General features: G+C 47.9%; 24 protein-coding genes and 1 other annotated feature. Of the genes, 22 read left to right on the top strand and 2 right to left on the bottom strand.

All coding sequences use genetic code 11. The annotated features are described in order from the left end of the window. The first annotated feature begins 3 nt into the window (after positions 1-3). From yabA to ACQ5DJ_RS19915, 5 genes are all read left to right on the top strand, one after another. Positions 4-375, top strand: a complete 372-nt coding sequence (gene yabA / locus ACQ5DJ_RS19935; RefSeq protein WP_012683858.1) for a DNA replication initiation control protein YabA — start codon at positions 4-6, stop codon at positions 373-375. 108 nt (positions 376-483) lie between these two features. Beyond that, positions 484-1,251 (top strand): tRNA1(Val) (adenine(37)-N6)-methyltransferase, encoded by a 768-nt coding sequence (locus ACQ5DJ_RS19930; protein ID WP_429843973.1) that lies wholly within the window; start codon positions 484-486, stop codon positions 1,249-1,251. Beyond that, positions 1,226-1,501 carry a GIY-YIG nuclease family protein gene (locus ACQ5DJ_RS19925; protein ID WP_007719905.1) on the top strand — a complete coding sequence of 92 codons (276 nt, stop codon included), beginning with the start codon at positions 1,226-1,228 and terminating at the stop codon, positions 1,499-1,501. The genes ACQ5DJ_RS19930 and ACQ5DJ_RS19925 overlap by 26 nt, the downstream gene beginning before the upstream one ends. Beyond that, positions 1,498-2,370 (top strand): 16S rRNA (cytidine(1402)-2'-O)-methyltransferase, encoded by an 873-nt coding sequence (gene rsmI, locus ACQ5DJ_RS19920; RefSeq protein WP_429843972.1) that lies wholly within the window; start codon positions 1,498-1,500, stop codon positions 2,368-2,370. Before ACQ5DJ_RS19925 ends, rsmI begins: the two co-directional genes overlap by 4 nt. A 130-nt stretch (positions 2,371-2,500) precedes the next feature. Further along, positions 2,501-3,151, top strand: a complete 651-nt coding sequence (locus ACQ5DJ_RS19915; RefSeq protein ID WP_429843971.1) for a class I SAM-dependent methyltransferase — start codon at positions 2,501-2,503, stop codon at positions 3,149-3,151. A gap of 60 nt (positions 3,152-3,211) precedes the next feature. Here ACQ5DJ_RS19915 and ACQ5DJ_RS19910 read toward each other — a convergent pair whose 3' ends face one another. Continuing rightward, positions 3,212-3,460, bottom strand: a complete 249-nt coding sequence (locus tag ACQ5DJ_RS19910; protein WP_007719913.1) for an AbrB/MazE/SpoVT family DNA-binding domain-containing protein — start codon at positions 3,458-3,460, stop codon at positions 3,212-3,214. Positions 3,461-3,904: 444 nt separating this feature from the next. Beyond that, positions 3,905-4,159, top strand: a binding site (T-box leader). Positions 4,160-4,217: 58 nt separating this feature from the next. Here ACQ5DJ_RS19910 and metG point away from each other — a divergent pair. From metG to spoVG, 11 genes are all read left to right on the top strand, one after another. Beyond that, positions 4,218-6,245: a methionine--tRNA ligase gene (gene metG / locus ACQ5DJ_RS19905; protein ID WP_017246932.1), complete on the top strand. Its 2,028-nt coding sequence runs from the start codon at positions 4,218-4,220 to the stop codon at positions 6,243-6,245. A 27-nt stretch (positions 6,246-6,272) separates the two neighbouring features. Then, positions 6,273-7,043, top strand: a complete 771-nt coding sequence (locus ACQ5DJ_RS19900; protein WP_429843970.1) for a TatD family hydrolase — start codon at positions 6,273-6,275, stop codon at positions 7,041-7,043. Positions 7,044-7,402: 359 nt separating this feature from the next. After that, positions 7,403-8,500 carry a ubiquitin-like domain-containing protein gene (locus ACQ5DJ_RS19895; RefSeq protein ID WP_429843969.1) on the top strand — a complete coding sequence of 366 codons (1,098 nt, stop codon included), beginning with the start codon at positions 7,403-7,405 and terminating at the stop codon, positions 8,498-8,500. Between the two features lie 170 nt (positions 8,501-8,670). Then, a complete protein-coding gene (gene rnmV / locus ACQ5DJ_RS19890; protein ID WP_047074537.1) occupies positions 8,671-9,219 on the top strand; it encodes a ribonuclease M5 in 549 nt (182 codons plus the stop codon). Between the two features lie 3 nt (positions 9,220-9,222). Continuing rightward, a complete protein-coding gene (rsmA, locus tag ACQ5DJ_RS19885; RefSeq protein ID WP_429843968.1) occupies positions 9,223-10,116 on the top strand; it encodes a 16S rRNA (adenine(1518)-N(6)/adenine(1519)-N(6))-dimethyltransferase RsmA in 894 nt (297 codons plus the stop codon). Positions 10,117-10,332: 216 nt separating this feature from the next. Continuing rightward, on the top strand, positions 10,333-10,605 hold the full coding sequence (gene veg / locus ACQ5DJ_RS19880) for a biofilm formation stimulator Veg (RefSeq protein ID WP_005830485.1): 273 nt from the start codon (positions 10,333-10,335) through the stop codon (positions 10,603-10,605). A 117-nt stretch (positions 10,606-10,722) separates the two neighbouring features. Next, a complete protein-coding gene (locus ACQ5DJ_RS19875; protein ID WP_017246937.1) occupies positions 10,723-10,902 on the top strand; it encodes a small, acid-soluble spore protein, alpha/beta type in 180 nt (59 codons plus the stop codon). Between the two features lie 216 nt (positions 10,903-11,118). After that, on the top strand, positions 11,119-11,997 hold the full coding sequence (ispE, locus tag ACQ5DJ_RS19870; RefSeq protein ID WP_429843967.1) for a 4-(cytidine 5'-diphospho)-2-C-methyl-D-erythritol kinase: 879 nt from the start codon (positions 11,119-11,121) through the stop codon (positions 11,995-11,997). 55 nt (positions 11,998-12,052) lie between these two features. Continuing rightward, the gene (gene purR, locus ACQ5DJ_RS19865) at positions 12,053-12,886 is read left to right on the top strand and encodes a pur operon repressor (RefSeq protein ID WP_007719934.1); all 834 of its coding nucleotides are present in this window, start codon (positions 12,053-12,055) and stop codon (positions 12,884-12,886) included. 6 nt (positions 12,887-12,892) lie between these two features. Further along, positions 12,893-13,273, top strand: a complete 381-nt coding sequence (locus ACQ5DJ_RS19860) for a RidA family protein (protein WP_017246939.1) — start codon at positions 12,893-12,895, stop codon at positions 13,271-13,273. Between the two features lie 193 nt (positions 13,274-13,466). Next, on the top strand, positions 13,467-13,754 hold the full coding sequence (spoVG, locus tag ACQ5DJ_RS19855; RefSeq protein WP_007719936.1) for a septation regulator SpoVG: 288 nt from the start codon (positions 13,467-13,469) through the stop codon (positions 13,752-13,754). Between the two features lie 54 nt (positions 13,755-13,808). Here spoVG and ACQ5DJ_RS19850 read toward each other — a convergent pair whose 3' ends face one another. Further along, the gene (locus ACQ5DJ_RS19850) at positions 13,809-14,825 is read right to left on the bottom strand and encodes a CobW family GTP-binding protein (RefSeq protein WP_429843966.1); all 1,017 of its coding nucleotides are present in this window, start codon (positions 14,823-14,825) and stop codon (positions 13,809-13,811) included. A 195-nt stretch (positions 14,826-15,020) separates the two neighbouring features. Here ACQ5DJ_RS19850 and glmU point away from each other — a divergent pair, with 195 nt between their 5' ends. The 6 genes from glmU to mfd all read left to right on the top strand — a co-directional run bounded on the left by glmU (position 15,021) and on the right by mfd (position 22,741). Continuing rightward, entirely contained in the window at positions 15,021-16,406 is a 1,386-nt protein-coding gene (gene glmU, locus ACQ5DJ_RS19845; protein WP_429843965.1) for a bifunctional UDP-N-acetylglucosamine diphosphorylase/glucosamine-1-phosphate N-acetyltransferase GlmU, read from the top strand. 22 nt (positions 16,407-16,428) lie between these two features. Continuing rightward, complete coding sequence (locus ACQ5DJ_RS19840) at positions 16,429-17,379, top strand: ribose-phosphate diphosphokinase (protein ID WP_144618307.1); 951 nt, start codon at positions 16,429-16,431, stop codon at positions 17,377-17,379. Positions 17,380-17,470: 91 nt separating this feature from the next. After that, complete coding sequence (locus tag ACQ5DJ_RS19835) at positions 17,471-18,079, top strand: 50S ribosomal protein L25 (protein ID WP_429843964.1); 609 nt, start codon at positions 17,471-17,473, stop codon at positions 18,077-18,079. Positions 18,080-18,184: 105 nt separating this feature from the next. Beyond that, positions 18,185-18,754 carry an aminoacyl-tRNA hydrolase gene (gene pth, locus ACQ5DJ_RS19830; protein WP_429843963.1) on the top strand — a complete coding sequence of 190 codons (570 nt, stop codon included), beginning with the start codon at positions 18,185-18,187 and terminating at the stop codon, positions 18,752-18,754. Between the two features lie 61 nt (positions 18,755-18,815). Then, positions 18,816-19,046, top strand: coding sequence for an anti-sigma-F factor Fin (locus ACQ5DJ_RS19825; RefSeq protein WP_429843962.1), 231 nt, complete (start codon positions 18,816-18,818; stop codon positions 19,044-19,046). A gap of 146 nt (positions 19,047-19,192) precedes the next feature. Further along, a complete protein-coding gene (mfd, locus tag ACQ5DJ_RS19820; protein ID WP_429843961.1) occupies positions 19,193-22,741 on the top strand; it encodes a transcription-repair coupling factor in 3,549 nt (1,182 codons plus the stop codon). Positions 22,742-22,761 lie beyond the last annotated feature (20 nt).

Below are 22,761 nucleotides of genomic sequence, written 5' to 3'. Positions count from 1 at the left end.
CTAGTGGACAAACGGGAAATCTTCGTCAAGATGGCGAGCATTGAAGAACGTATTGGTGACCTTTATAAAGAAATTGGTGAACTGAAAGACGTCATCGTTGTTTTGATGGAGGAAAACGCCCAATTACTCGTTGAAAACCAGCACCTTCGCAACCGACTAGACAGGAAAAAGACCGGCTCCCAAGCAAAACAAAAGGGAACAAGCCCTGTCGCGAAGGAAAAAGCCAAAAAGGCAGTGGTCGGAGAAGGATATGACAACCTCGCCCGTTTGTACGCGGAAGGATTTCATATCTGCAACGTGCATTTCGGCAGCCTGCGAAAAGAAGGGGATTGCCTGTTCTGTCTCTCATTCCTGAGCGGCGGCCCTCAAAAATAAGCGGTGAGTAACCAGCACCACATGAAAAAGCGACCTGGGCCACGTGTCAGGTCGCTTTTTTCCGGATAGGAATAATAAGACAAGAACAAAAGGGAGTACGAGCCGTAGATGGAACCTGTCACCAACGTGCCGCTTTACGAAACAGAGCGCATCGATGATTTATTGACACATGAAATGAAAATCATTCAGAGCCACGAAGTGTTTTGCTTCTCGATGGACGCGGTTCTTTTAGCGCGATTCGCATCGGTGCCAAAGCGCGGAAAAGTATTGGATATGTGCACGGGCAATGGGGCGATACCACTCATAATGACCACGCGTACGCCAGAAGCCAGTTTTGATGGAATCGAAATTCAAGAGCGTTTGTTCAGCATGGCAAGCCGCAATGTGACATTGAATGGCTTGAACGAACGAATTACGATGCATCATGGCGATGTGAAGGATGCGGTGTCGTTGTTTGGGCACGGGAAGTACGATTTGATCACGTGCAATCCGCCGTATATGCCTTCGACCAGTGGGGAGAAAAACATCAGCGAGCACTTTGCGATCGCGCGGCATGAGATTATGCTGTCCTTGGAGGATGTCATTCGCGTGGGGAGTCAGTTGCTAAAAAACGGTGGGAAGCTGGCGCTCGTGCATCGATCCACGCGTTTGATCGACATCATTTCGCTTATGCGCCAATACGGCATCGAGCCGAAACGGATGCGTCTGGTTTACCCGCGCAAGGAAGCAGAGCCGAATATGGTTCTGATCGAGGGAATAAGGGGTGGAAAGCCGGAGCTGAGAATTCAGCCGCCGCTGATTGTGTATGAAAATGGAGAGCAATACTGTGAAGAACTACAGGAAATCTATTATGGCAGACGAGATTCCCTCGAGTAAGAGTCACTATGTCTACATCCTGTCTTGTGCGGATGGGACACTCTACACCGGATATACGACAGAGCTGATTCGCCGCTTGGCTGCTCATAATGAAGGAAAAGGTGCCAAGTATACGAGAGGCCGCGGGCCAGTGGAGCTGCTCTATTGGGAAGAAGGGGCAGACCGTTCCTGGGGTCTTAAGCGTGAAGAGAGCATCAAACGATTAACGCGCAAGAAAAAAGAAGAATTGATTGGAGGGGCCTCCGAATGAATGTGCAACGCAGTTTTGCGTCAGAAGAAGCAGGAGTCCTTTATTTGGTGGCAACACCTATCGGCAATCTCGATGATATCACGGTGCGGTGTCTAAATACGTTGCGTGAAGTCGATGTCATCGCGTGTGAAGATACGCGCCAGACAAGAAAGCTGCTGAATCATTTTCAAATCGAAAAACGTACGGTCAGCTATCACGAGCATAATAAGGAAGCCAGCGGAAATGGGCTGTTGCAGTGGCTTGCTGAGGGCAAGAAGATTGCCTTGGTAAGCGATGCTGGCTTGCCGGCTATTTCCGACCCGGGTGCAGAGCTGGTACGAGATGCGACCGCAGCGGGATTCTCTGTCATCCCCGTTCCAGGTGCCAATGCGGCTTTGACAGCTTTGATTGCTTCAGGTCTTCCTACGGATCGCTTCGTATTTTGCGGATTTATGGGCCGCGAAAACAAAGAAAGACGCGAAGAGCTGGAACGACTGAAGCGATATCCAGAAACGCTGATTTTTTATGAAGCTCCCCATCGGGTGGAAAAGACGCTTGTTGCCATGCAGGAAGCGTGGGGGAATCGGCGAGCTGTTCTGGCGAGAGAACTGACAAAGCGCTACGAGGAATTTGTGCGTGGGACGTTGGACGAGCTGTTGGAATGGCTCAGAAGCGGCGAGGTGCGCGGTGAGTTTTGTGTCATTGTCGAAGGGAACACCGGTCCGCTGGAAGCCGAAGTCGATGATACATGGTGGCAATCGCTGAGTATCGTGGAGCATGTGGATCATTACTGCGCACAAGGCATGGGGAAAAAGGAAGCCATCAAGCAAGCTGCCGATGATCGAAACGTATCCAAACGAGATGTTTACAACGAATATCATCGTGAATAGAAGTCAATGAGTGAGCGAAGCTGGCCGAAACGGTCGGCTTTTTTCTTTTCGTCATCTCGACGGTGTACGTGAATACGATGGTAAGGGGCGCTGACGGCGTTTTCGGAAGGAAAGGAAGGGGGAATCAGCAGTGAGTATACGTGATTCTCGTTTTATTGTGAATACAGATGAAAAAGACGATCACTTCATATTTACGCTGCCGGTTACATGGAACAGTAGACCGTACGAATATGCCTGGGCTAAACAGTTTGCCAATCCGAATGAGGTTGTGCTTGATTCGGCATGCGGGATATGCCACCCATTCAAATTTTATTTGGCTGATCATTGTCGAGAAGTACACGCTTGTGATCTCGATAATCGGATATTGTCTAAGGAAGCGATCTATCAAGATATTATGGAGGTATTTGGGGGAAGAGTAGCAGACAGCTTGCCTGCGCATTATTTTGACGGTATTCATTATTGTCGAGCCAATTTGACCTACTTGCCGTATTCGAACCAAAAGTTTGATACTGTATTTTGTATCTCTGTTCTCGAGCATCTCGAAGACCCGATTATGGTGCAAGCATTCCGCGAATTTCACAGAGTGTTAAAAGACGATGGGCAGCTCGTACTCACTTTTGATTACCCGCTGATTAATTTAGCGCGACTGCAGCAAGTTTTGGCGGAGGTAGGGCTACAGTTTTCTGGCGATGTATCCTTTGAAATGCCGGCTGATGTGGTCTATTCTGATTTGTATGCGCCTAGGCTGTTCTTCTTCCGAGCGCTGTTGAAGAAAAAATAGCAAACAAAAAGCCTTTGTGAGGCTCGTCCCACAAAGGCATGTTTATGTAAACAAATGATATTAGCGTTTAACAGGCATTTCTGTCAGGCAATCTTGGCACACAATTTTACCTTTAAAGTGAGATACTTTGTCAGCGTTTCCACAGAAGATACAAGCAGGCTCATACTTTTTCAGGATGATGCGCTCTCCGTCAACGTAGATTTCCAAAGCATCTTTCTCAGCGATACCCAGAGTGCGGCGCAATTCGATTGGAATAACAACACGACCCAATTCATCTACTTTGCGAACGATACCGGTTGATTTCATCATAGTTAAAATCTCCTCCCAAAATCTGTATATGTCGATGCTATTGTTATACACTCATCATTTATCGTCAATATTCGACATTTTCTGTTGGGATAATCATACCAGCCATTCCCAAAGGTGTCAACATGATTTTGACAATTCCTTGAAAAGTAAAATGTTTTTTCAAAACGAAAACGCTGTTAAATCAGTGTTTCTCAAAAAGTTGGAAGTGATATGGAAAATTTTATGGATAAAATTTACTGGGATTATTGGGTGTCGAATAAGTCGACGAATGTCGAAACTCAACATGACGATTCGACAAAAACTCCAAGTTTTCTCTTTTCTTCTTGTAATTTGTAAAGTTGGTGTGAAGCAAGCGATAAAATTCCTCAGGAAAATGGGCTTGCCGTGGATGTTTACAAAACAGGTTGGTCGTGTACAATAGAGGATAAATACAGCAAATGATAGCAAACGACCATGATGGGAAGAGTAAGCCGATCCTCCTTATTTCAGAGAGCCGGGGTAGCTGAAAACCGGTATAAGTGAGTAAGCTGAACATGGACCCTGAGTCTTGCAGATGAACAGTGACGGCATTGACCGTACCCAGTAGTCTGTGACGTATGCCCACGTTACGGGTAGAGTCATGCTTTGACTCACCAAGTCCGTTTTCCGTGAGGGGACGGAGTGTTTGGGTGGTACCGCGAGATAGAGCTCGCCCCAATTTTTTTGGGGTGGGCTTTTCCTTATTTTAATAAACGTAAACAGGAGGGGAATAGTTGCAATGAAACCTACTTATTACATCACTACACCGATCTACTATCCGAGTAACAAACTCCACATCGGTAACGCCTACACCACAATCGCGTGTGATGCTATGGCTCGTTATAAGCGTTTGCGCGGCTATGATGTGTATTACCTGACAGGGACAGATGAGCATGGTCAAAAGCTCCAAGAGCGTGCAGCCGAAGATGGCAAGCAACCGCTCGAATTCATCGACCCGATTGTCGATTGGGTAAAGGATCTGTGGCAAAAGCTGGACATCTCTTATGATGATTTCATCCGTACCACAGAGCCTCGTCATAAAGAGGTCGTACAAAAAGTGTTCCAGCGCCTGCTCGACCAAGGTGATATTTATTTGGGCGAGTACGAGGGTTTCTACTGTGTACCTTGCGAGGCTTTCTGGACAGAAACCCAAGCGAAAACGGACAACGGGTATGCTTGCCCAGACTGTGGCCGCGAAGTGAAAAAGGTGAAGGAGAAAAACTACTTCTTCCGCATGTCCAAGTATCAGGACAGACTGCTTGCGCACATCGAAGCAAACCCTGAATTTATTCAGCCGGAGAGCCGCCGCAACGAAATGATCAACAACTTCCTGAAGCCAGGTCTCCAGGATCTGTCCGTATCCCGCAGTACATTTGACTGGGGAATCAAAGTGCCAAGCGATCCAGAGCACGTCATTTACGTATGGATCGATGCATTGACGAACTATATTTCTGCTCTCGGCTATTTGTCCGAGGATGACAGCAAATACCGTAACTTCTGGCCTGCCAATGTTCATATGGTTGGAAAAGACATTTTGCGCTTCCATACGATCTACTGGCCAATCCTGTTGATGGCACTGGATATCCCGTTGCCAAAACAAATTTTTGGTCATGGCTGGCTTTTGATGCCGGATGGAAAAATGTCAAAATCCAAGGGCAATGTCATTGATCCGAAGGTTTTGATCGACCGTTACGGTTCTGACGGCGTTCGCTACTTCCTGCTTCGTGAAATCAACTTTGGTCAGGATGGCATCTTCACGCCAGAATCGTTCGTACAGCGTCTGAACTACGACTTGGCTAATGACATCGGAAACTTGCTGAGCCGTACGGCTACGATGATTGAGAAATATTTCGATGGTATCGTTCCAGCTCCACAGGATGCAGGAGAGCCGGATGACAGCTTGATCGGCCTGGCGATGAAAACAAAGGCGCTGGTGGAAGAACATATAGAAGAAATGCGCTTCTCCAACGCACTGGCTCACATCTGGGAACTGGTGGGACGTACAAACAAATACATCGACGAGACTATGCCTTGGAATTTGGCAAAAACCGAAGAAACCAAAGGTCGTCTGGCAACCGTTATGTACAATTTGGTGGAAAGCATCCGCATTAGCTCCGTGCTGATCCAACCGTTCATGACCAAAGCACCAGCGAAAATTTGGGACCAACTGGGTATTTTGGGCAACGAAGAAGCAACGAGCTGGGAATCTGCAAGCGTATGGGGTGGATTGCCTGCTGGAAGCACCGTTAGCCGCAAGGAACTGCTCTTCCCTCGTCTGGATGTTCAAGCAGAACTGGCTTTCATCGACGATTCGACAGCAGAGGCACGTCGCCAAGCAGAGGAAAACAAGAAAAAGCAAGCAGCTTTGAAAGGGGAAGCACCTGTGAGTGAGACAAACACCAACCAAACAGAAGCAGCAACGGACAAACCAGCTGATGCAAAAGAAGAAATCAGCATCGACGATTTTGGAAAAGTAGAGCTACGCGTCGCACAGGTAGTGGAGTGTGCCAAGCATCCAAATGCTGACAAACTGTTGGTTCTGCAATTGGATCTCGGCTACGAGAAGCGCCAGGTTGTTTCTGGTATCGCGAAATACTACTCCCCAGAAGATATGGTCGGCAAAAAAGTGATCCTCGTAGCTAACCTGAAGCCAGTGAAGCTTCGCGGTGAGCTGTCTCAAGGGATGATCTTGGCAGCGTCGGCAGGAGATCAGTTGACACTTGCGACTGTAGACCCAAGTATGCCAAACGGAGCAATCGTGAAGTAACGAGGGCAAGGAAAGGAAGGACCTATCTTGTTATTTGAAACCCATGCTCATCTAAATGCGAAGGAATTCGATGAAGATCGTGCAGAGGTCATTGCTCGTGCGCAAGAAAATGGCGTCAGTACGATTGTGAACATCGGATTCAACGCTGAAACAATTCCAAGCTGCATGGATTTGGCTCATGCGTATGACTTTATTTACTCCGTCATCGGTTGGCATCCACAAGACGCCAAGGACATGACAGACGAACACCTAGAATGGATCGAGGAACTCAGTCGTGATCCGAAAGTAGTGGGATTGGGTGAAATGGGCTTGGACTACTACTGGGATACGTCGCCACGTGATGTGCAGGCAGAGGTATTCCGCAAGCAGATTCGTCTGGCTCGCAAGCTCGACATGCCGATTATCATCCACAATCGCGATGCGCACCAAGACGTTTTGACGATCCTGAAAGAAGAGAAGGCAGCAGATGTTGGCGGCATTATGCACTGCTTCTCTGGCAGCTGGGAAACAGCGAAGCAGGCACTCGATATGAATTTTTATATTTCGTTCGGTGGTCCGCTTACATTCAAAAATGCCAAGCAGCCAAAAGAAGTAGCAGCCAAGGTACCGCTAGACAAGCTGTTGATAGAGACAGATTGCCCGTATCTCACTCCGCATCCTTTCCGCGGGAAGCGAAATGAGAGTGGATATGTGCGCTACGTCTGTGAGGAAATGGCGAACATTCATGGTTTGTCTTACGAGGAAATGGCACAAATTACCGCAGACAATGCCAGACGTCTTTTTCGCATGAACAGTTAATAAAAACGGGAAATCACGATTGATCATGTGATTTCCCGTTTTTTTTGTGTGATGTAACCGGGTTCTACTCTATTTTGTCGACGCATACGATGAACAATGTGTCGAACGATTATTGTCCATCCGACATGGCTTCTCGACAGGTTTCTGCTACCATTCGCCATGCCTATTTTGCTAGTCTGGTACCATTATCGCTTCAGCCAAAAGGGAGGGTAAATTTGACAAAGCCGGGAAAGTGAAATACAATCAAAGCCGACCTTGTGAAGTACCGGCCACTTCCAGAATATTAGTGCAATTACATCGACCCTTACCTGGCTAGACAAGAAGAGCCTCGTGCTTTTCTAGGAAAAGGAGTGTGGGAAATGGAGTTACGCGCGATATGGGAAAGGTATAAGAATCGTGGGCTAGTCTTGTTTGGCTGCCTTGCTCTTGTGCTCGTTCCCATGATTGGCTATTTCTCTGCCCAGGCTACTCAGCCAAAACAGGTCACTTTTTCGTTGGACGGAGAAAGCAAGACGGTCGCTACAAAAGCCAAGACCGTTGAGCAGTTCTTAACCGAGCGAAACATTACGGTAACGGAAAAGGATTCCCTTCAACCGACACCAGAGACGAAGCTAAAAGACGGAGCGCTCATTACTTTATATACAACCTGGTCCATACCAGTCCAGGTTGACGGGCAGAAAAAAACGATAGAGACACTTAGTCGTGATGTTGCTGGTGCGTTGAAGGACGGCGGCATCGTGCTAGGTGAGAAGGACCGGGTAGAACCGGCATTGACCGCTACACTTACCAAGGACTCCTCGATCAGCGTAAAGCGGGTTGTTGAGAAAATGGTAAAAGTCGATGAGCGAGTCATCTTTCAAGAAATACGCAAAAATGATCCAGCGCTGGAAAAAGGTAAGACCCGCGTATTACAGAGCGGGCAAGAAGGTAAGGCAATTGCACACTATAAGCTAGTCATGGAAGATGGAAAAGAAGTCTCCCGTGATCTGGTCAAAAAAGATGTACTTGTACCGAAGAAAGATAATGTCGTAGCCGTGGGTACCGCAGTCCCCATGTTGCAGAAAAAGGGTCAACCAGATCGGGTCCTGGTTGCTTCTGCAGCGGGTCCGGTCTCGCGTGGTGGAAAAGTGTTTAGGCCGAAAAAAGTACTGAACGGGGTTACCCTGACTGCTTATACTCCTTCGGGAGGTGGAAAACACCCAAGCTCTCCAGGATATGGACGCACATCGACAGGGGTAAAAGCCAAGACAGGTCACACAATCGCTGTAGATCCTAAAGTCATTCCGTATGGATGGTGGGTGTACATTGAAGGTGTTGGGTATCGTCGAGCTGAAGATACGGGTGGTGCCATGAAAGGCGGCAAAATCGACGTATTTGTAGGCACGGAATCCGAGGCGAGGAAATTCGGTCGCAAGCGAAACAAAACTGTATATATCATTGGACCACAGAAGCCTTAGGACAGGAGCGATTGCTCCTGTTCTTCTGTTTCCTACAAGGTTATTGTGATAAGCTGTTTGTTAGTTAGACGATCCTTTTTACCAAATGTTTCATGTATTTTTGGCTTTGGGTACGGTTTTTTTTGGAACACTAGTATCGTACCGACTTTGTACGAAAGTGGGAGCACATGATGAAGATCAAGGAAGTCATCGTGGTGGAAGGACGAGACGATACCGCAGCAATCAAGCGTGCGGTTAATGCCGATACGATTGAAACTGGCGGTTCTGCTATTCATAAAAGAACGATTGAAAAAATCAGGCTGGCGCAACAAAAACGCGGTGTTATTATTTTTACAGACCCTGATTATCAAGGGGAGCGCATCCGAAAAATTATCAGCAAGTCGGTTCCAGGCTGCAAGCATGCATTTATTACCCAGGAGGATGGGACCAAAAAGGGCGACATCGGCGTTGAGAACGCGACACCTGACGTGATTATTCGAGCGCTTTCAGAAGTACGTACCGAAATGGCGGAAACGGCTGGAGAGATTACCTCTGACGATCTGTTGGCAAATGGCCTGACGTCCGGAGTAGATGCCAAAGAACGCAGAATTAAGCTGGGAGAAGCATTGGGGATCGGATATGCCAACGCCAAGCAAATGCTGCAGCGACTCAATGCCTTCCAAATCAGTCGAGCAGAATTCGAAGCGGCCATTACGGCCATCAACAAAGAGAGGGAGTAAGCCATGACCCAAATAGCGGGCAAGGATATTGCGACACCTACGCGCACAAAAGAAGTATTGGAGAAGTACGGCTTTTCTTTTAAGAAGAGTCTGGGCCAGAACTTCCTGATAGACACCAACATTTTACATAACATTGTTTCAGAGGCAGACCTTACCAAGGAAAAGGGAGCGATTGAAATTGGGCCCGGTATCGGTGCGCTGACGGAGCAATTGGGACGAGCAGCCAAAAAAGTGATGGCGATCGAAATCGACCAGCGTCTTTTGCCTATTTTGCAGGACACGCTGTCACCCTATGAAAATATTGAAGTCGTTCATGGGGACGTACTGGAGCTGGATCTGAAGAAGTTAATAGAAGAAAAGATGACAGGAGTGGAAAAGCTGAGCGTAGTGGCAAATCTGCCTTACTATGTGACGACACCCATCCTGATGAAGTTGCTGGAAGAGAGATTACCCCTCGAAAACATCGTGGTCATGATTCAAAAGGAAGTGGCAGAGAGGATTGCAGCCAAACCAGGAACGAAAGACTATGGCTCTCTTTCAGTCGCAGCTCAATTCTATGCCGAAACAGAAGTAGCGATGATTGTGCCTGCAAGTGTGTTCATTCCGCGTCCGAATGTCGACTCGGCAGTGATTCGCTTAAAGGTAAGAGATCGTCCGCCAGTGGAAGTAGACGACCAGGATGTGTTTTTCCGGGTGGTACGCAGCTCGTTTGCACAGCGCCGTAAGACGTTGTTGAACAACCTAATGAACGGACTGTTTCCTAAAACCCAAAAGGATGAAGTAATACAGATGCTCACTGACATCGGGGTCGATCCGACTCGACGAGGTGAAACACTCAGTTTGGACGAATTTGCCCGCCTAGCGAACGAAGGTATGCGCCGCGGACTGATTACGTAAATCGTGTAGACGACCCCCTTATTTTTGGGCGAGATCACCCAAGAATGGGGGTTTTTGCGTATTTATGCCCGTTATGCATATCTTTTGACAAATATCTACGTTTTTTATGAAAAAAACCCCGTTGACAAAATATCTGCAGGGTTGCTATAATTTTTTATTTCTTTGACAAAATATAAGGGAGCTGTTATACTAGATGTAAGCGAGGTGGATGGAACAATGGCAAGAAACGCATTACTTGACATTAAACGTAGTTTAGACGGACACATTGGTGAGCGCATCCTGCTGAAGGCTAATGGCGGTCGCCGCAAAACCGTTGAACGTAGTGGCATCCTCGAAGAAACTTACCCATCTGTGTTTGTGGTAAAGCTGGATGACGACCAACTCTTTGAGCGGGTATCTTACAGCTATGCTGACATCTTGACGGAAACAGTAGAATTGACGGTGTGCCGTGAAAATGAGCACATCCGCATCACATTTGTACAACAGTAGAGCCCTTTTGGGTTCTACTGTTTTGTTTTTTATATCGAAAAGCTCTGAACATTTGGTTGAAGCAATAAAAAGAGCGGCATGGAGCACACTAAGCCTGTCAACGAGAAGGAGGGTGCTATGGGTCGCAGACGAGGACTGATGTCAGAGCAGTTTAAGATGGAACTGGCCAAAGAGCTTGGGTTTTACGATACGGTAAAAGCCGAGGGTTGGGGAGGCATCACGACACGGGACGCGGGTAACATGGTCAAGCGCGCTGTTCAGCTTGCTGAGGAAGCATTAGCCGCTAAGCGATTGTAACGTTTGGGTTTGATCGTACGGACGTTTCTCACCATATAAACACTCGTTGACAGGGCCGGGGCAACCCGGCTTTTTTCCTGTAAAGAGAGCTGAATTTTCTAAATACCCATAATGATCTCGATCCTATTCTTTTTAATTGATCAAGTGGCATGGGAGAGTTTGCCTATGCTACAATAAGAGACTAGGAAATTTAGAAAGTAGGCAGAGGTGAATTACGTGCGTATCTCGGTCAAAGCTCCGGCCAAAATAAATTTGACTCTCGACGTGCTTGCCAAACGGCCGGACGGTTATCACGAAGTAGAAATGGTGATGACAACCGTAGACTTGGCAGATCGTGTGGACATGACTCTACGCGAAGATGGTGAGATTACGCTGGACTGTTCTGCCAGCTTCGTACCAGATGATATTCGTAACCACGCATATAAAGCGGCAACGCTCATGAAAGAAAAATTTCAAGTACGCCAGGGCGTACACTTGTATATCGACAAGCAAATTCCGGTTGCGGCTGGACTGGCAGGTGGCAGCAGTGATGCAGCAGCAACACTGCGCGGCTTGAACCAATTGTGGAATCTCGGGTTGACCAGGGATGAGCTGGCTAAAATCGGGGCGGAAATTGGCTCTGATGTGCCATTTTGCGTTTATGGAGGAACAGCGCTGGCGACAGGGCGTGGCGAACAGATTGCGCATCTGGGAGCGCCTGCACCGTGCTGGGTCATTCTAGCTAAGCCGCCTATCGGAGTATCTACCCCGGATGTATACGGAAACCTGCGTGTGGCCCAGATCGATAATCATCCCGATACCCAACAAATGCTGCAAGCCATCGCGACCCAAGACTTTTCACTCATGTGCCAATCACTTGGGAATGTGTTGGAGAACGTCACACTCTCGCTCCATCCACAAGTAAAACAGATCAAGGATCTCATGGTCGCTTCGGGGGCAGATGGTGTCCTGATGTCTGGTAGTGGCCCTACTGTGTTTGCTCTTGTGCAAAAGGAAGCGAAAGTACATCGGATCTACAATGCGTTGCGAGGTTTTGTCAAAGATGTGTTTGTTGTCCGAATGTTAGGCGCTCAAGATGGGGAAATACTTGCATAAACCCGTATGGAAATGATACATTATCAGCATAATATTCGGTTTTGGAGGAAGAGCCATGAAGAAATTGCGCAGAAGTGCACGTCTGGTTGACATGACGCAGCACTTGCTCGCCCATCCCCATACGCTGACTCCTCTCACTCTGTTCGCGGAACAATACGGCGCAGCGAAATCATCCATCAGTGAAGACTTGTCTATCATCAAAGAGGCTTTTGAAGTCCAAGGGGTAGGCTTGTTGAAAACGGTGGCGGGAGCGGCAGGCGGAGTGAAGTATATTCCACAGGTCAAAACGGAAGAGGCCCTTCACTTCATGCGCGAACTGATCGGTCAACTCGCTAATCCAGAGAGACTTTTGCCAGGTGGATACTTGTACATGTCCGACATTCTCGGAAATCCACAAACGATGGCGAAGATCGGAAAGCTCTTTGCAACCGCTTATGCGGATAAAAATGTGGATGTCGTCATGACGGTGGAAACAAAGGGGATTCCACTTGCGTATGCGACGGCTATGTTTTTGAATGTGCCTGTTGTGATTGTCCGCCGTGACAACAAGGTAACGGAAGGTTCAGTAGTGAGCATTAACTATGTATCGGGTTCCAGTAAAAGAATTCAAACCATGTCACTCGCTCGTCGCGGTTTGGCTGAGCAGTCTCGCGTCCTCATTGTGGACGACTTTATGAAAGCTGGCGGGACTTTGCGGGGCATGATTGATCTGTTGCAGGAATTCCGTGCAACCGTAGTAGGGTGCGGCGTACTGGTAGAAACGACAGCGGATGTTTCTGAGCGTTTGGTAGATGAATATGTATCGCTTGCAAAACTGCAGGATGTAGACTTCAAGGGCAAGCAAATTGAAATAGAGCTAGGCAGTTTTTTTGAAAATAGAGGGGAGTAGATAGGTATGGCAATCTCTTTTGTTTCAACTGACAAGGCTCCTGCCGCTATTGGTCCTTACAGCCAAGCTGCGAAGGTAGGTCCATTTCTTTTTGCATCGGGTCAAATTCCGCTGCGTGCAGACGGCACTTTGGTAGAAGGTGACGTCGTGGAGCAAACCCATCAGGTTTTTTCCAACATTCAAGCGGTACTGGCAGAAGCCGGTGGCAACCTGACGAACGTTGTGAAGGCGACTGTATTCATCAAGGACATGAATGATTTTGGCCAACTGAATGAAGTGTACGGCCATTATTTCGGCGATCACAAGCCAGCTCGTTCCACTGTGGAAGTGGCACGTCTGCCGCGCGACGTAAAAGTCGAGATCGAAATTGTAGCTTATATCGAATAGTGAAAATTGGAAAATAGCCTGATGCCACGCGCGTTAGGCTATTTTTTTGTGTGATTGTAGAAAAATTACCAAAAAATTACATATAAACATATTTATATATTTTTTCAAATATTGCATAATGGTAAGCAGGAATATTTACCCAGCGGGTGGAAATAATCCTAAACGCGTTACATAGATAAAGGGAGTGAACTAGATGGAAGTAACAGACGTAAGACTTCGCCGAGTGAATACGGATGGTAGGATGAAAGCGATTGCATCCATTACAATTGACCATGAGTTTGTGGTTCATGATATCCGTGTCATTGACGGAAACAATGGTATGTTTGTAGCTATGCCGAGCAAGCGCACGCCAGACGGAGAATTCCGTGATATTGCACATCCGATTTCTTCGACTACCCGTGAAAAAATCCAGGCAGCAGTTCTCACAGAATATGACCGCGTAGGTCAAGAGGAAGAAAGCACTATCGAAGCTGGTGCTTAAAAGTCCTTATACTCAAAGCACCCTGTCACATGCGGCAGGGTGCTTCGGCGTCCGTTAACCATAACATTTTTTTAGGTCGTTCAAAATAATTTCTCGGTTCATGCCTTCCCCGATGAAAACAGCCACCATTTTTGGTCCGAAATTTTCAAAAGGGAACAGGAGCACCTGATTATCGGTATGTTGAAACGAGATCAGCTCGGTCTTTCCGTGGAACTGGACGTAGCCTTTTGCCCGATAGACGTTTTTGGGGAGATCGTATAGGAAGTCCTCGAATTTTTTCGCGTCTACTGGTCCGGTGAATACATAGGAAAACGTTTCGATACTATTGTAGAGAGAGGGTTGACTTGTTTTCAGGCCAAGGGATTGCTTGAGCCTGTCCATCGTGGACATACGGCCGATGCTTTTCTGTACGGCAATGGGGCGGTTTGTCTCGTTATCGAGCGATCGCTCATGAACGGTGCGTTTGACAGACAAAAGCCGGGAGACTTCTATTTCTGCCTGAACAGTAGCGTGTATGGGTGCAGTCGGATTGATTTCACTGAGCTTTTGTTTAACTCGCTCTATGACATCAGGACTGGTCAAATCGGTTTTGTTCAAAAGAAGCAGGTCTGCGTAACGCACTTGGTTTCGAATCGTTTTGACCAGAGTGGCAGTCGAGGAGAATCGTGAGTTGAGGTCCAGAAAGCGAGAGGCGTCGACAACGCTAATGGTCCCTTTTAACTCCAGTTGATCATACAGCTCTGGATGGGTAATCGTATCGATGACATCAAGTGGATCGGCTACGCCAGTAGTCTCGATGAGGATTCGGTCTGGCGCAATGGCGTTCATAATATCTTTCAAGCCCTCCGTCAGCTCGCCCTTGATCGAGCAGCATATGCAGCCGTCGAGCATTTTTTTGACAGGAAAGCCAAAGCCTTGCAATTGTTCCCCGTCAATATCTTCCTCCCCCATTTCATTCATCAAGACGACTACTTTCTGGTCTGTGATGCGCAAATGAGTCAGCCACTTTTGCAAAAGGGTGGTTTTGCCGCTTCCTAAATACCCAGTCAGCAAGTATACCTCTGCGCTCATCTAATCCTACCTCCTTCAAAATAACCCCTTCCGCCCAACAATATATCACATTTCTGTCAGAAAATTAAATGTTGTCTGCCTTGTGTCTAACTACTGGCAATGCAAGGAATCAGGATAATCCTGTATCGATTGTCTTGAAATTCACATAGGAATTAGGATATAGTCATTGTGGAACTTCTACGATGGAGGGTTGACATGTCTAAGATCCATGCCGTGGTTCTGGCTGCTGGTCAGGGTACACGGATGAAATCGAAGCTGTACAAAGTCCTGCACCCTGTGTGCGGAAAGCCTATGGTTCAGCATGTAGTCGATACGATGGCGTCCATGCAGGTTCAGGATATCGTTGTCGTCGTAGGTCATGGTGCTGACGCTGTCCGCGCCAAGCTAGGCGAGGATATCACTTATGCCCTGCAAGAAGAACAGTTGGGAACGGCACATGCCGTTTCGCAGGCAGCGCCGTTTTTACAGGATAAAGAAGGAACTACGTTTCTTTTATATGGCGACGTTCCCCTCTTGTCAGCGACTACGTTGTCGGCCTTGCTGACCTATCACGAGGAGCAGCAAGCGGCTGCAACTGTATTAACCGCCGTATTACCTGATGCAACAGGTTATGGGCGTATCGTGCGCAATGAGGCGGGCGAAGTATTGCGAATCGTGGAACATAAAGACGCTACAGAAGCGGAACGGGCGATCAGAGAAATTAATACGGGCATATACTGCTATGACAACCGAAAATTATGGAAAGCCTTGGCGGAAGTGAAAAATGACAACGCACAAGGCGAATACTATGTAACAGACGTTGTTGGTATTTTGCGTGAGGCAGGTGAAAAGGTAGTTGGATACGAAGCGGTTGACCCGGAGGAAACGATGGGTGTGAACGATCGTGTACAGCTATCCGAAGCAGAAGCCTACATGAAAAAACGTATTATGACTGGTCACATGCGAAATGGTGTGACAATCATCGATCCAGCTTCTACGTACATCGAAACGGATGTGAAGATTGAGGCAGATACCGTGATTCACCCAGGTTCTTTCCTGCGTGGACAAACAACGGTGGGAGCTGATTGTGAAATCGGACCCCAAGCGGATCTGACGAATGTAGAAGTAGCGAGTGGCGTGACCATTTCTTACTCGGTAATGGTTGATTCGAGTGTGAAAAGCGACTCATCTGTTGGGCCATTTGCTTATGTTCGACCAGGAACACAGATTGGAAGCAATGCTAAAATCGGTGATTTCGTGGAATTGAAAAATGCGAAAATTGGTGACGGTACGAAGGTTCCTCATCTCAGCTATTTAGGAGATGCGGAGATCGGAGACGGAGTCAATGTTGGCTGTGGAACGATTACCGTCAACTACGATGGCGCAGTGAAGCATAAAACAACAGTAAAAGATGGAGCATTCATCGGATGCAACAGCAATTTGGTTGCGCCTGTTACAGTTGGACAAAATGCTTATGTAGCTGCAGGATCGACCATTAATCAAGATGTGCCAGATAATGCGCTTGCGATCGCACGTGAGCGTCAAGTAAATAAAATCGATTACGCGAACAAAATGCCTCGCAAGGGCAAAAAGCAATCATAAACGGGAGGTTCTTGAGAAGATCATGGCTAACTACCGCGACCCAAAACTGAAGGTATTTACGTGCAACGCAAACCCGGAACTGGCAAAAGAAATCGCCGAACACATCGGTGTACCACTCGGAAACGCACAAGTAGTGCGCTTTAGTGATGGCGAATGCCAACTCAAACTCAATGAAAGTGTTCGCGGTTGTGACGTATTTGTCATTCAGCCAACATCTGCTCCCGTTAATGAGCATCTGATGGAGCTTTTGGTCATGGTCGATGCATTGAAGCGCGCTTCGGCTAAGAGTATTAACGTGGTAATTCCTTACTACGGTTACGCTCGTCAAGATCGCAAAGCACGTGCACGTGATCCAATCACAGCCAAGCTGGTTGCTAACCTGATCGAGACTGCAGGTGCACAACGTGTGATTACGATGGATCTGCACGCAACACAAATCCAAGGTTTCTTCGATATTCCAGTTGATCATTTGCTGGGTGTGCCTATCTTGGGTAAACACTTCTCTGAAAAAGGTCTGAAAGATATCGTTGTCGTATCTCCAGACCACGGTGGAGTGACTCGTGCTCGTAAATTGGCAGAACGTCTGGAAGCGCCTATTGCCATTATTGACAAACGTCGCCCAGAACCAAACGTAGCCGAAGTAATGAACATCGTAGGTAACATCGAAGGCAAAACAGCGATCATCATCGACGATATTATCGACACCGCTGGAACGATCACACTGGCTGCTAGTGCACTTGTAGAAGCAGGCGCACGTGAAGTATATGCATGCTGCACGCACCCAGTTCTGTCTGGTCCTGCTATCGAGCGTATTGCTAACTCGAATATCAAGGAACTGATTGTAACCAACTCGATCCCGCTGACAGAAGAACAAATTATCGATAAGATTACCGTTCTTTCCGTAGCGCCAATCATTGGTGAAGCAATCATTCGTGTTCACGAAGAGCTTTCCGTAAGCAAGTTGTTCGATTAATATACAATCCCCTGTTTGGGGATTGAACTAAACCTCCGATGGACAAGCTAGTGAGGAAACTTTTACTAGCAGTCCGAAGGAGGTTTTTTTTGTGGAACAATTACAGGCACAGTCTCGTGAAAAAAAGACAGGCAATGCTGTAAAGGTACTGCGCAAGGAAGGCTGGGTTCCCGGTATTATGTACGGCAGCGAAGTGGGCAATAAGCCAATTCAACTCAAAGGAAGAGAGCTGGATGCGGCCCTGCGTCACCAGACGACGAATAAGCCATTTCGGTTGAGTGTAGACGGGGACACGCACGATGTTATGGTTTATGAGTTGCAACGTCATCCTTTGCAGGGAAACATTTTGCATGCAGATTTTAAGAAGATCAATATGAATGAAAAAATACACACATCCGTACCTGTCCTCATGACAGGAGATCCGGAGTTGGGTGTGGCTACTCTTGTCCGCCACAGTGTGGAAGTGACGTGCTTGCCAGGTAATATACCAGAATCGTTCCTAGTCGATGTCGACGGGTTCAACATCGGGGATGTCGTTTTGGTAGCCGATCTGACTGTCCCACCTGGAGTGGAGCTAGGGCTTGATTCCACGGAAGTGCTGATCAGCGTCCTGCCGGTTAAGGTTAAGTCCGAAGAATCGATTGATGCGGAGAAAGAAGCAGAGGCAGTGGCCGAAAAAGCAGGAACCGCTAACGAATAAAATTAGGGCATAAAAAAGAAGGGCGAGGTGATTTCATCTCTGCCCTTCTACTTTTGTTCACGTAACCATTCGAGTACAATGGGGAGAGAGTAGGAGGGAATAAGCGTGAAAGTCATAATCGGATTGGGTAATCCCGGCAAAAAATATGAAGAAACCAGACATAATGCTGGCTTTATGGCCATAGATAAGATTAGCGACAAATGGGGAATTCCTGTTACACAAAACAAGTTTCGTGCACTCGTGGGCGAAGGCCGAATCGAAGGCGAGAAGGTACTGCTGGTGAAGCCACAGACATATATGAATCTCTCCGGTGAATCGGTAGCAGAAGTCCTCAAGTTCTACAAGTTGATTCCTGACGATCTCGTCGTCATCTACGACGATCTTGATTTGCCGACTGGACATCTTCGTCTGCGAGAAAAAGGCAGCGCTGGTGGGCACAACGGCATCAAGTCGATGATTCAACATTTGGGCACACAGGAGTTTAAACGAATCAAGGTAGGAATCAGTCGTCCTGAACCAGGGCGGAGCGTCAGCGACTATGTTTTGAATACGTTTCCAGTGGCGGAAAGAGCCGACATTCTAGAAGCGGTGAGCGTGGCTGCTGATGCATGCGCTATGTGGACAAGAGAATCGTTTTTAAAGGTCATGAACCATTACAACAGCTTGAAGAAGTAGTATGATTTCCCACCCAATCGTCCATACTAACCGATAGGAACAGTATGGGGGTGGTATGTGCATGAGCATACGCTATACATGTCGTTGCTGCGGCATGATGATTGCAGAATTTGACGAATCGCAAGTAACAGAAGCGCAGCTCGGGTTTGATTCCTTGACCCCGGAGGAACGTGCTCTTATAATATCGAGAGAACAAAGTGGAGATACGGTCGTCAGCATCACGTGCGATTATTGCCGTGAAGCGCTGATTCAGCATCCAGAGCTTTCGCTAGTCGGAAACCCACTTCAATAAGTGGGTACGCATTAGGGAGGCTTGCACTGACAAGGCCTTAGCTTGGGGAGCTAAGGCTTCTTTTCGCATGGCTGACCTGCGGTTATTGTGAACGTGAGCGAGGCTCTGATTTTAGTTGACAGAAGAATTAGAGAGGGGATTAGTGAATGCAAGTCATCATTAACCCGATGAAACAGGACACGAATGTCGGAACAATCGTGGCTGGTTTGGAGAAGGGGCTACATGAGCAGCTTGTCTCTGGCTTAGCTGGTTCCGCCCGGCAAGTATTGATGGCGTCATTGCAACAAATGTCAGATCGTCCGGTCTGCGTAGTGACGCATAACATGTACCAAGCACAAAAAGTATACGAAGATTTGATCGAGTTGGTTCCCTCTGATCAGGTGTTGCTTTACCCAGGTAATGAGCTGATTGGCTCTGAGCTTGCCATTGCCAGTCCTGAAATGCTGGCGCAGCGAATTCATGTATTCAACCGTCTGGCCCAAGGCTTTACGGGTTTTTTGGTTGCACCTTTTGCTGGCTTGCGTCGCTTGGTTGTTCCCCCGCAAGTATGGAAGGAAGCACAAGTTCAGTTATCTGTCGGTGATGAGCTTGATGTCGAGTCCTTTTTACTCCGATGTATTGAGCTTGGCTATGAGCGAGTGGATATGGTCGAGCGCAAGGGAGAAATGAGCATTCGCGGTGGAATTATCGACTTGTATCCGATCGATTCGGAGTGGCCGGTGCGGATTGAGCTTTTTGATGTGGAGATCGACTCGATCCGTACGTTTGACATGCTCTCCCAACGGTCACTGGAATCCGTTCAGACTTATATTCTCGGTCCGGCAAAAGAAATGATCGCTTCGACTCCGTTACTGCAGGAATCGGCTGTTCGCTTAGAACAAAAGCTGGGAGAAACCATCGCCAATTTGAAGGATGGGGCTGCCAAGGAAAAAGTCATGGAGCGAATCGGCTCTGATGCAGAGAGAATGAAGCAAGGACAGCGTTTTGCACAGCTGTATTCGTACATCTCTGTCATTTACCCGACGGGTGATACATTACTGTCCTATATGCCTTCCGATACCTTGCTGATTGTTGATGAGCCTTCCCGTGTGTTGGATACGGCAGCGCAATTGCAAAAAGAAGAAGGGGAATGGCTGACAGGACGCATCATTCAGGGCGAATATATGTCCAATCTCAGCCTGTCGCGTACGTACGACGAGATCGTGTCGACGAAAAAGCGCCAGATCGTTTACCTCTCCCTATTTTTGAGACAATCACCGAAGACCCAGCCGCAAAACATCGTGAATCTGACTTGCCGCACTATGCAAAATTTCCATGGACAGATGAACGTACTGAAAACAGAGCTGGCCCGTTGGAAGAAGTCCCAGGACCAGATCGTCTTTGTCGCAGCTGATTTGGAGCGTGCGAAGCGACTGGAGCGTGTCCTGCATGACTACGAAATGGAAGCGGATGTTTTAGCAGATGCAGTGGAAACGGTGCCTCCAGGACGTCCTACGATCATTTTAGGAAATCTCCAGACTGGCTTTGAGCTGCCTTTAAACAAGCTCGTCGTTATTACGGAAGGCGAAGTTTTTACAGCAAAACAGCGCAAGGCACGCAAAGTTCAACAGACGATGAACAACGCTGAGCGTATCAAAAACTACCTTGAGCTCAAGCCCGGTGATTTTGTCGTCCACGTCAATCACGGGATTGGAAAATACCTCGGAATTGAAACCAAGGAAATTCTCGGAATTCATAAAGATTACCTTCATATTCAATACGCGGCAGGAGACAGTCTGTTTGTTCCGATTGATCAAATCGACCATGTGCAAAAATACGTGGCGAGCGAAGAGGCACAGCCGAAGATTTACAGCTTGGGCGGCAGCGAGTGGAAACGCGTCAAAAACAAAGTCCAGTCGTCCGTAAAGGATATCGCCGAAGACTTGATCAAGCTGTACGCAGCCCGCGAAGCGGCTGTCGGTCATACATTCTCTCCTGACACAACAGAGCAGCGTGAATTTGAGGCGATGTTCCCGTATCAGGAAACACAAGACCAGCTCCGCGCGATTTCTGAAGTGAAAGCGGACATGGAGCGCAAACGACCGATGGATCGCCTTGTTTGTGGGGATGTGGGTTACGGGAAGACAGAGGTTGCGATTCGTGCTGCCTTCAAGTCTGTCATGGACGGAAAACAGGTAGCCGTTTTGGTTCCAACTACGATTCTGGCTCAACAGCATTACGAGACGTTCCGAGAGCGTTTTGCGGAATATCCGATCCGCGTGGAGGTATTGAGTCGATTCCGTTCGCGCAAAGAGCAGAATGCCACGCTAAAAGGACTGAAGGAAGGGACAGTCGATGTCGTCATCGGTACGCACCGTCTGCTTTCCAAAGACCTGACATTCCGCGAGCTCGGTCTGTTAATCGTAGACGAGGAGCAGCGCTTCGGTGTGAGCCACAAGGAAAAGCTGAAGCAGATCAAAACGAATGTGGACGTCATGACACTGACCGCTACACCGATTCCACGTACCTTGCACATGTCGATGCTCGGTGTGCGTGATCTGTCTGTTATCGAAACGCCGCCAGAAAATCGTTTTCCGGTGCAGACGTATGTGATGGATTACAGCCCTGCTCTCGTTCGTGAAGCGATTGAGCGTGAGATGGCTCGTGATGGGCAAGTGTTCTTCCTCTACAACCAAGTACAAGGAATCGAACAGATGGCGGAGCAGATTTCTATGCTCGTTCCTGACGCGCGCATCGCTGTGGCGCATGGGCAGATGAACGAAAGCGAGCTGGAAGGCGTCATTCTCGACTTTTTGGAAGGGAATTTTGACGTGCTGGTCAGCACGACGATCATTGAGACCGGGGTGGACATCCCGAACGTCAATACGCTGATTATTTACAATGCAGATAAAATGGGCTTGTCCCAGCTGTATCAGCTACGTGGACGTGTAGGTCGTTCCAATCGAATTGCGTACGCTTACTTTACGTATCAACGGGACAAGGTGCTGACAGAGGTAGCGGAAAAACGTCTGCAAGCCATCAAGGAATTTACCGAGCTCGGCTCTGGTTTCAAGATCGCGATGCGAGACTTGTCCATTCGTGGAGCGGGTAATTTGCTGGGCGCGGAGCAGCACGGTTTTATTAATACGGTCGGATTCGACTTGTACAGCCAGATGCTGAAAGAGGCCATTGATGAGCTGAAGGGCGAAGTTAAACACGAAATTGTCACACCTGTGGAGATCAATCTGCAACTGGATGCCTATATTCCGTCGATGTACATTACGGATAGCCGACAAAAAATCGAGATGTACAAAAAGTTTGTCGCGGTGTCTACATTGGAAGACGTCGACGATTTGTCAGAGGAGCTGCTAGACCGTTTTGGACCAGTTCCGAAGCCGGTTGATAATCTGTTGACCATTTCCCGTTTGCGTGTGTATGCGTTGAAGCACCACATCACCGAAATTAGCCAAAAGAATCCGGACGAGATTAAAATGTTCCTGCACCCTAGTCAGAACAACAATATCGATGGTGGAGCCTTGTTCGCACTTACCAGTAACTGGAGCAAGAGGGTTGGGCTGTCGGGTGGACAACAGATCACGATTGCTGTTAAAGTAAAGGGGTTAAAAGAAGATGAGGGCGTCCAGTTGGTTGAAAAGCTGCTGCGTCAATTTCACCAGGTGCGAAGAGACACCGGTACGGAGAGCCCTGTGTCTTAACTGACAAAATGGGCTTGCCC

The sequence above is a fragment of the Brevibacillus sp. FIR094 genome, from assembly GCF_050477165.1.
Classification (GTDB): domain Bacteria; phylum Bacillota; class Bacilli; order Brevibacillales; family Brevibacillaceae; genus Brevibacillus.
This window is presented reverse-complemented; position numbering and strand designations above follow the sequence as displayed.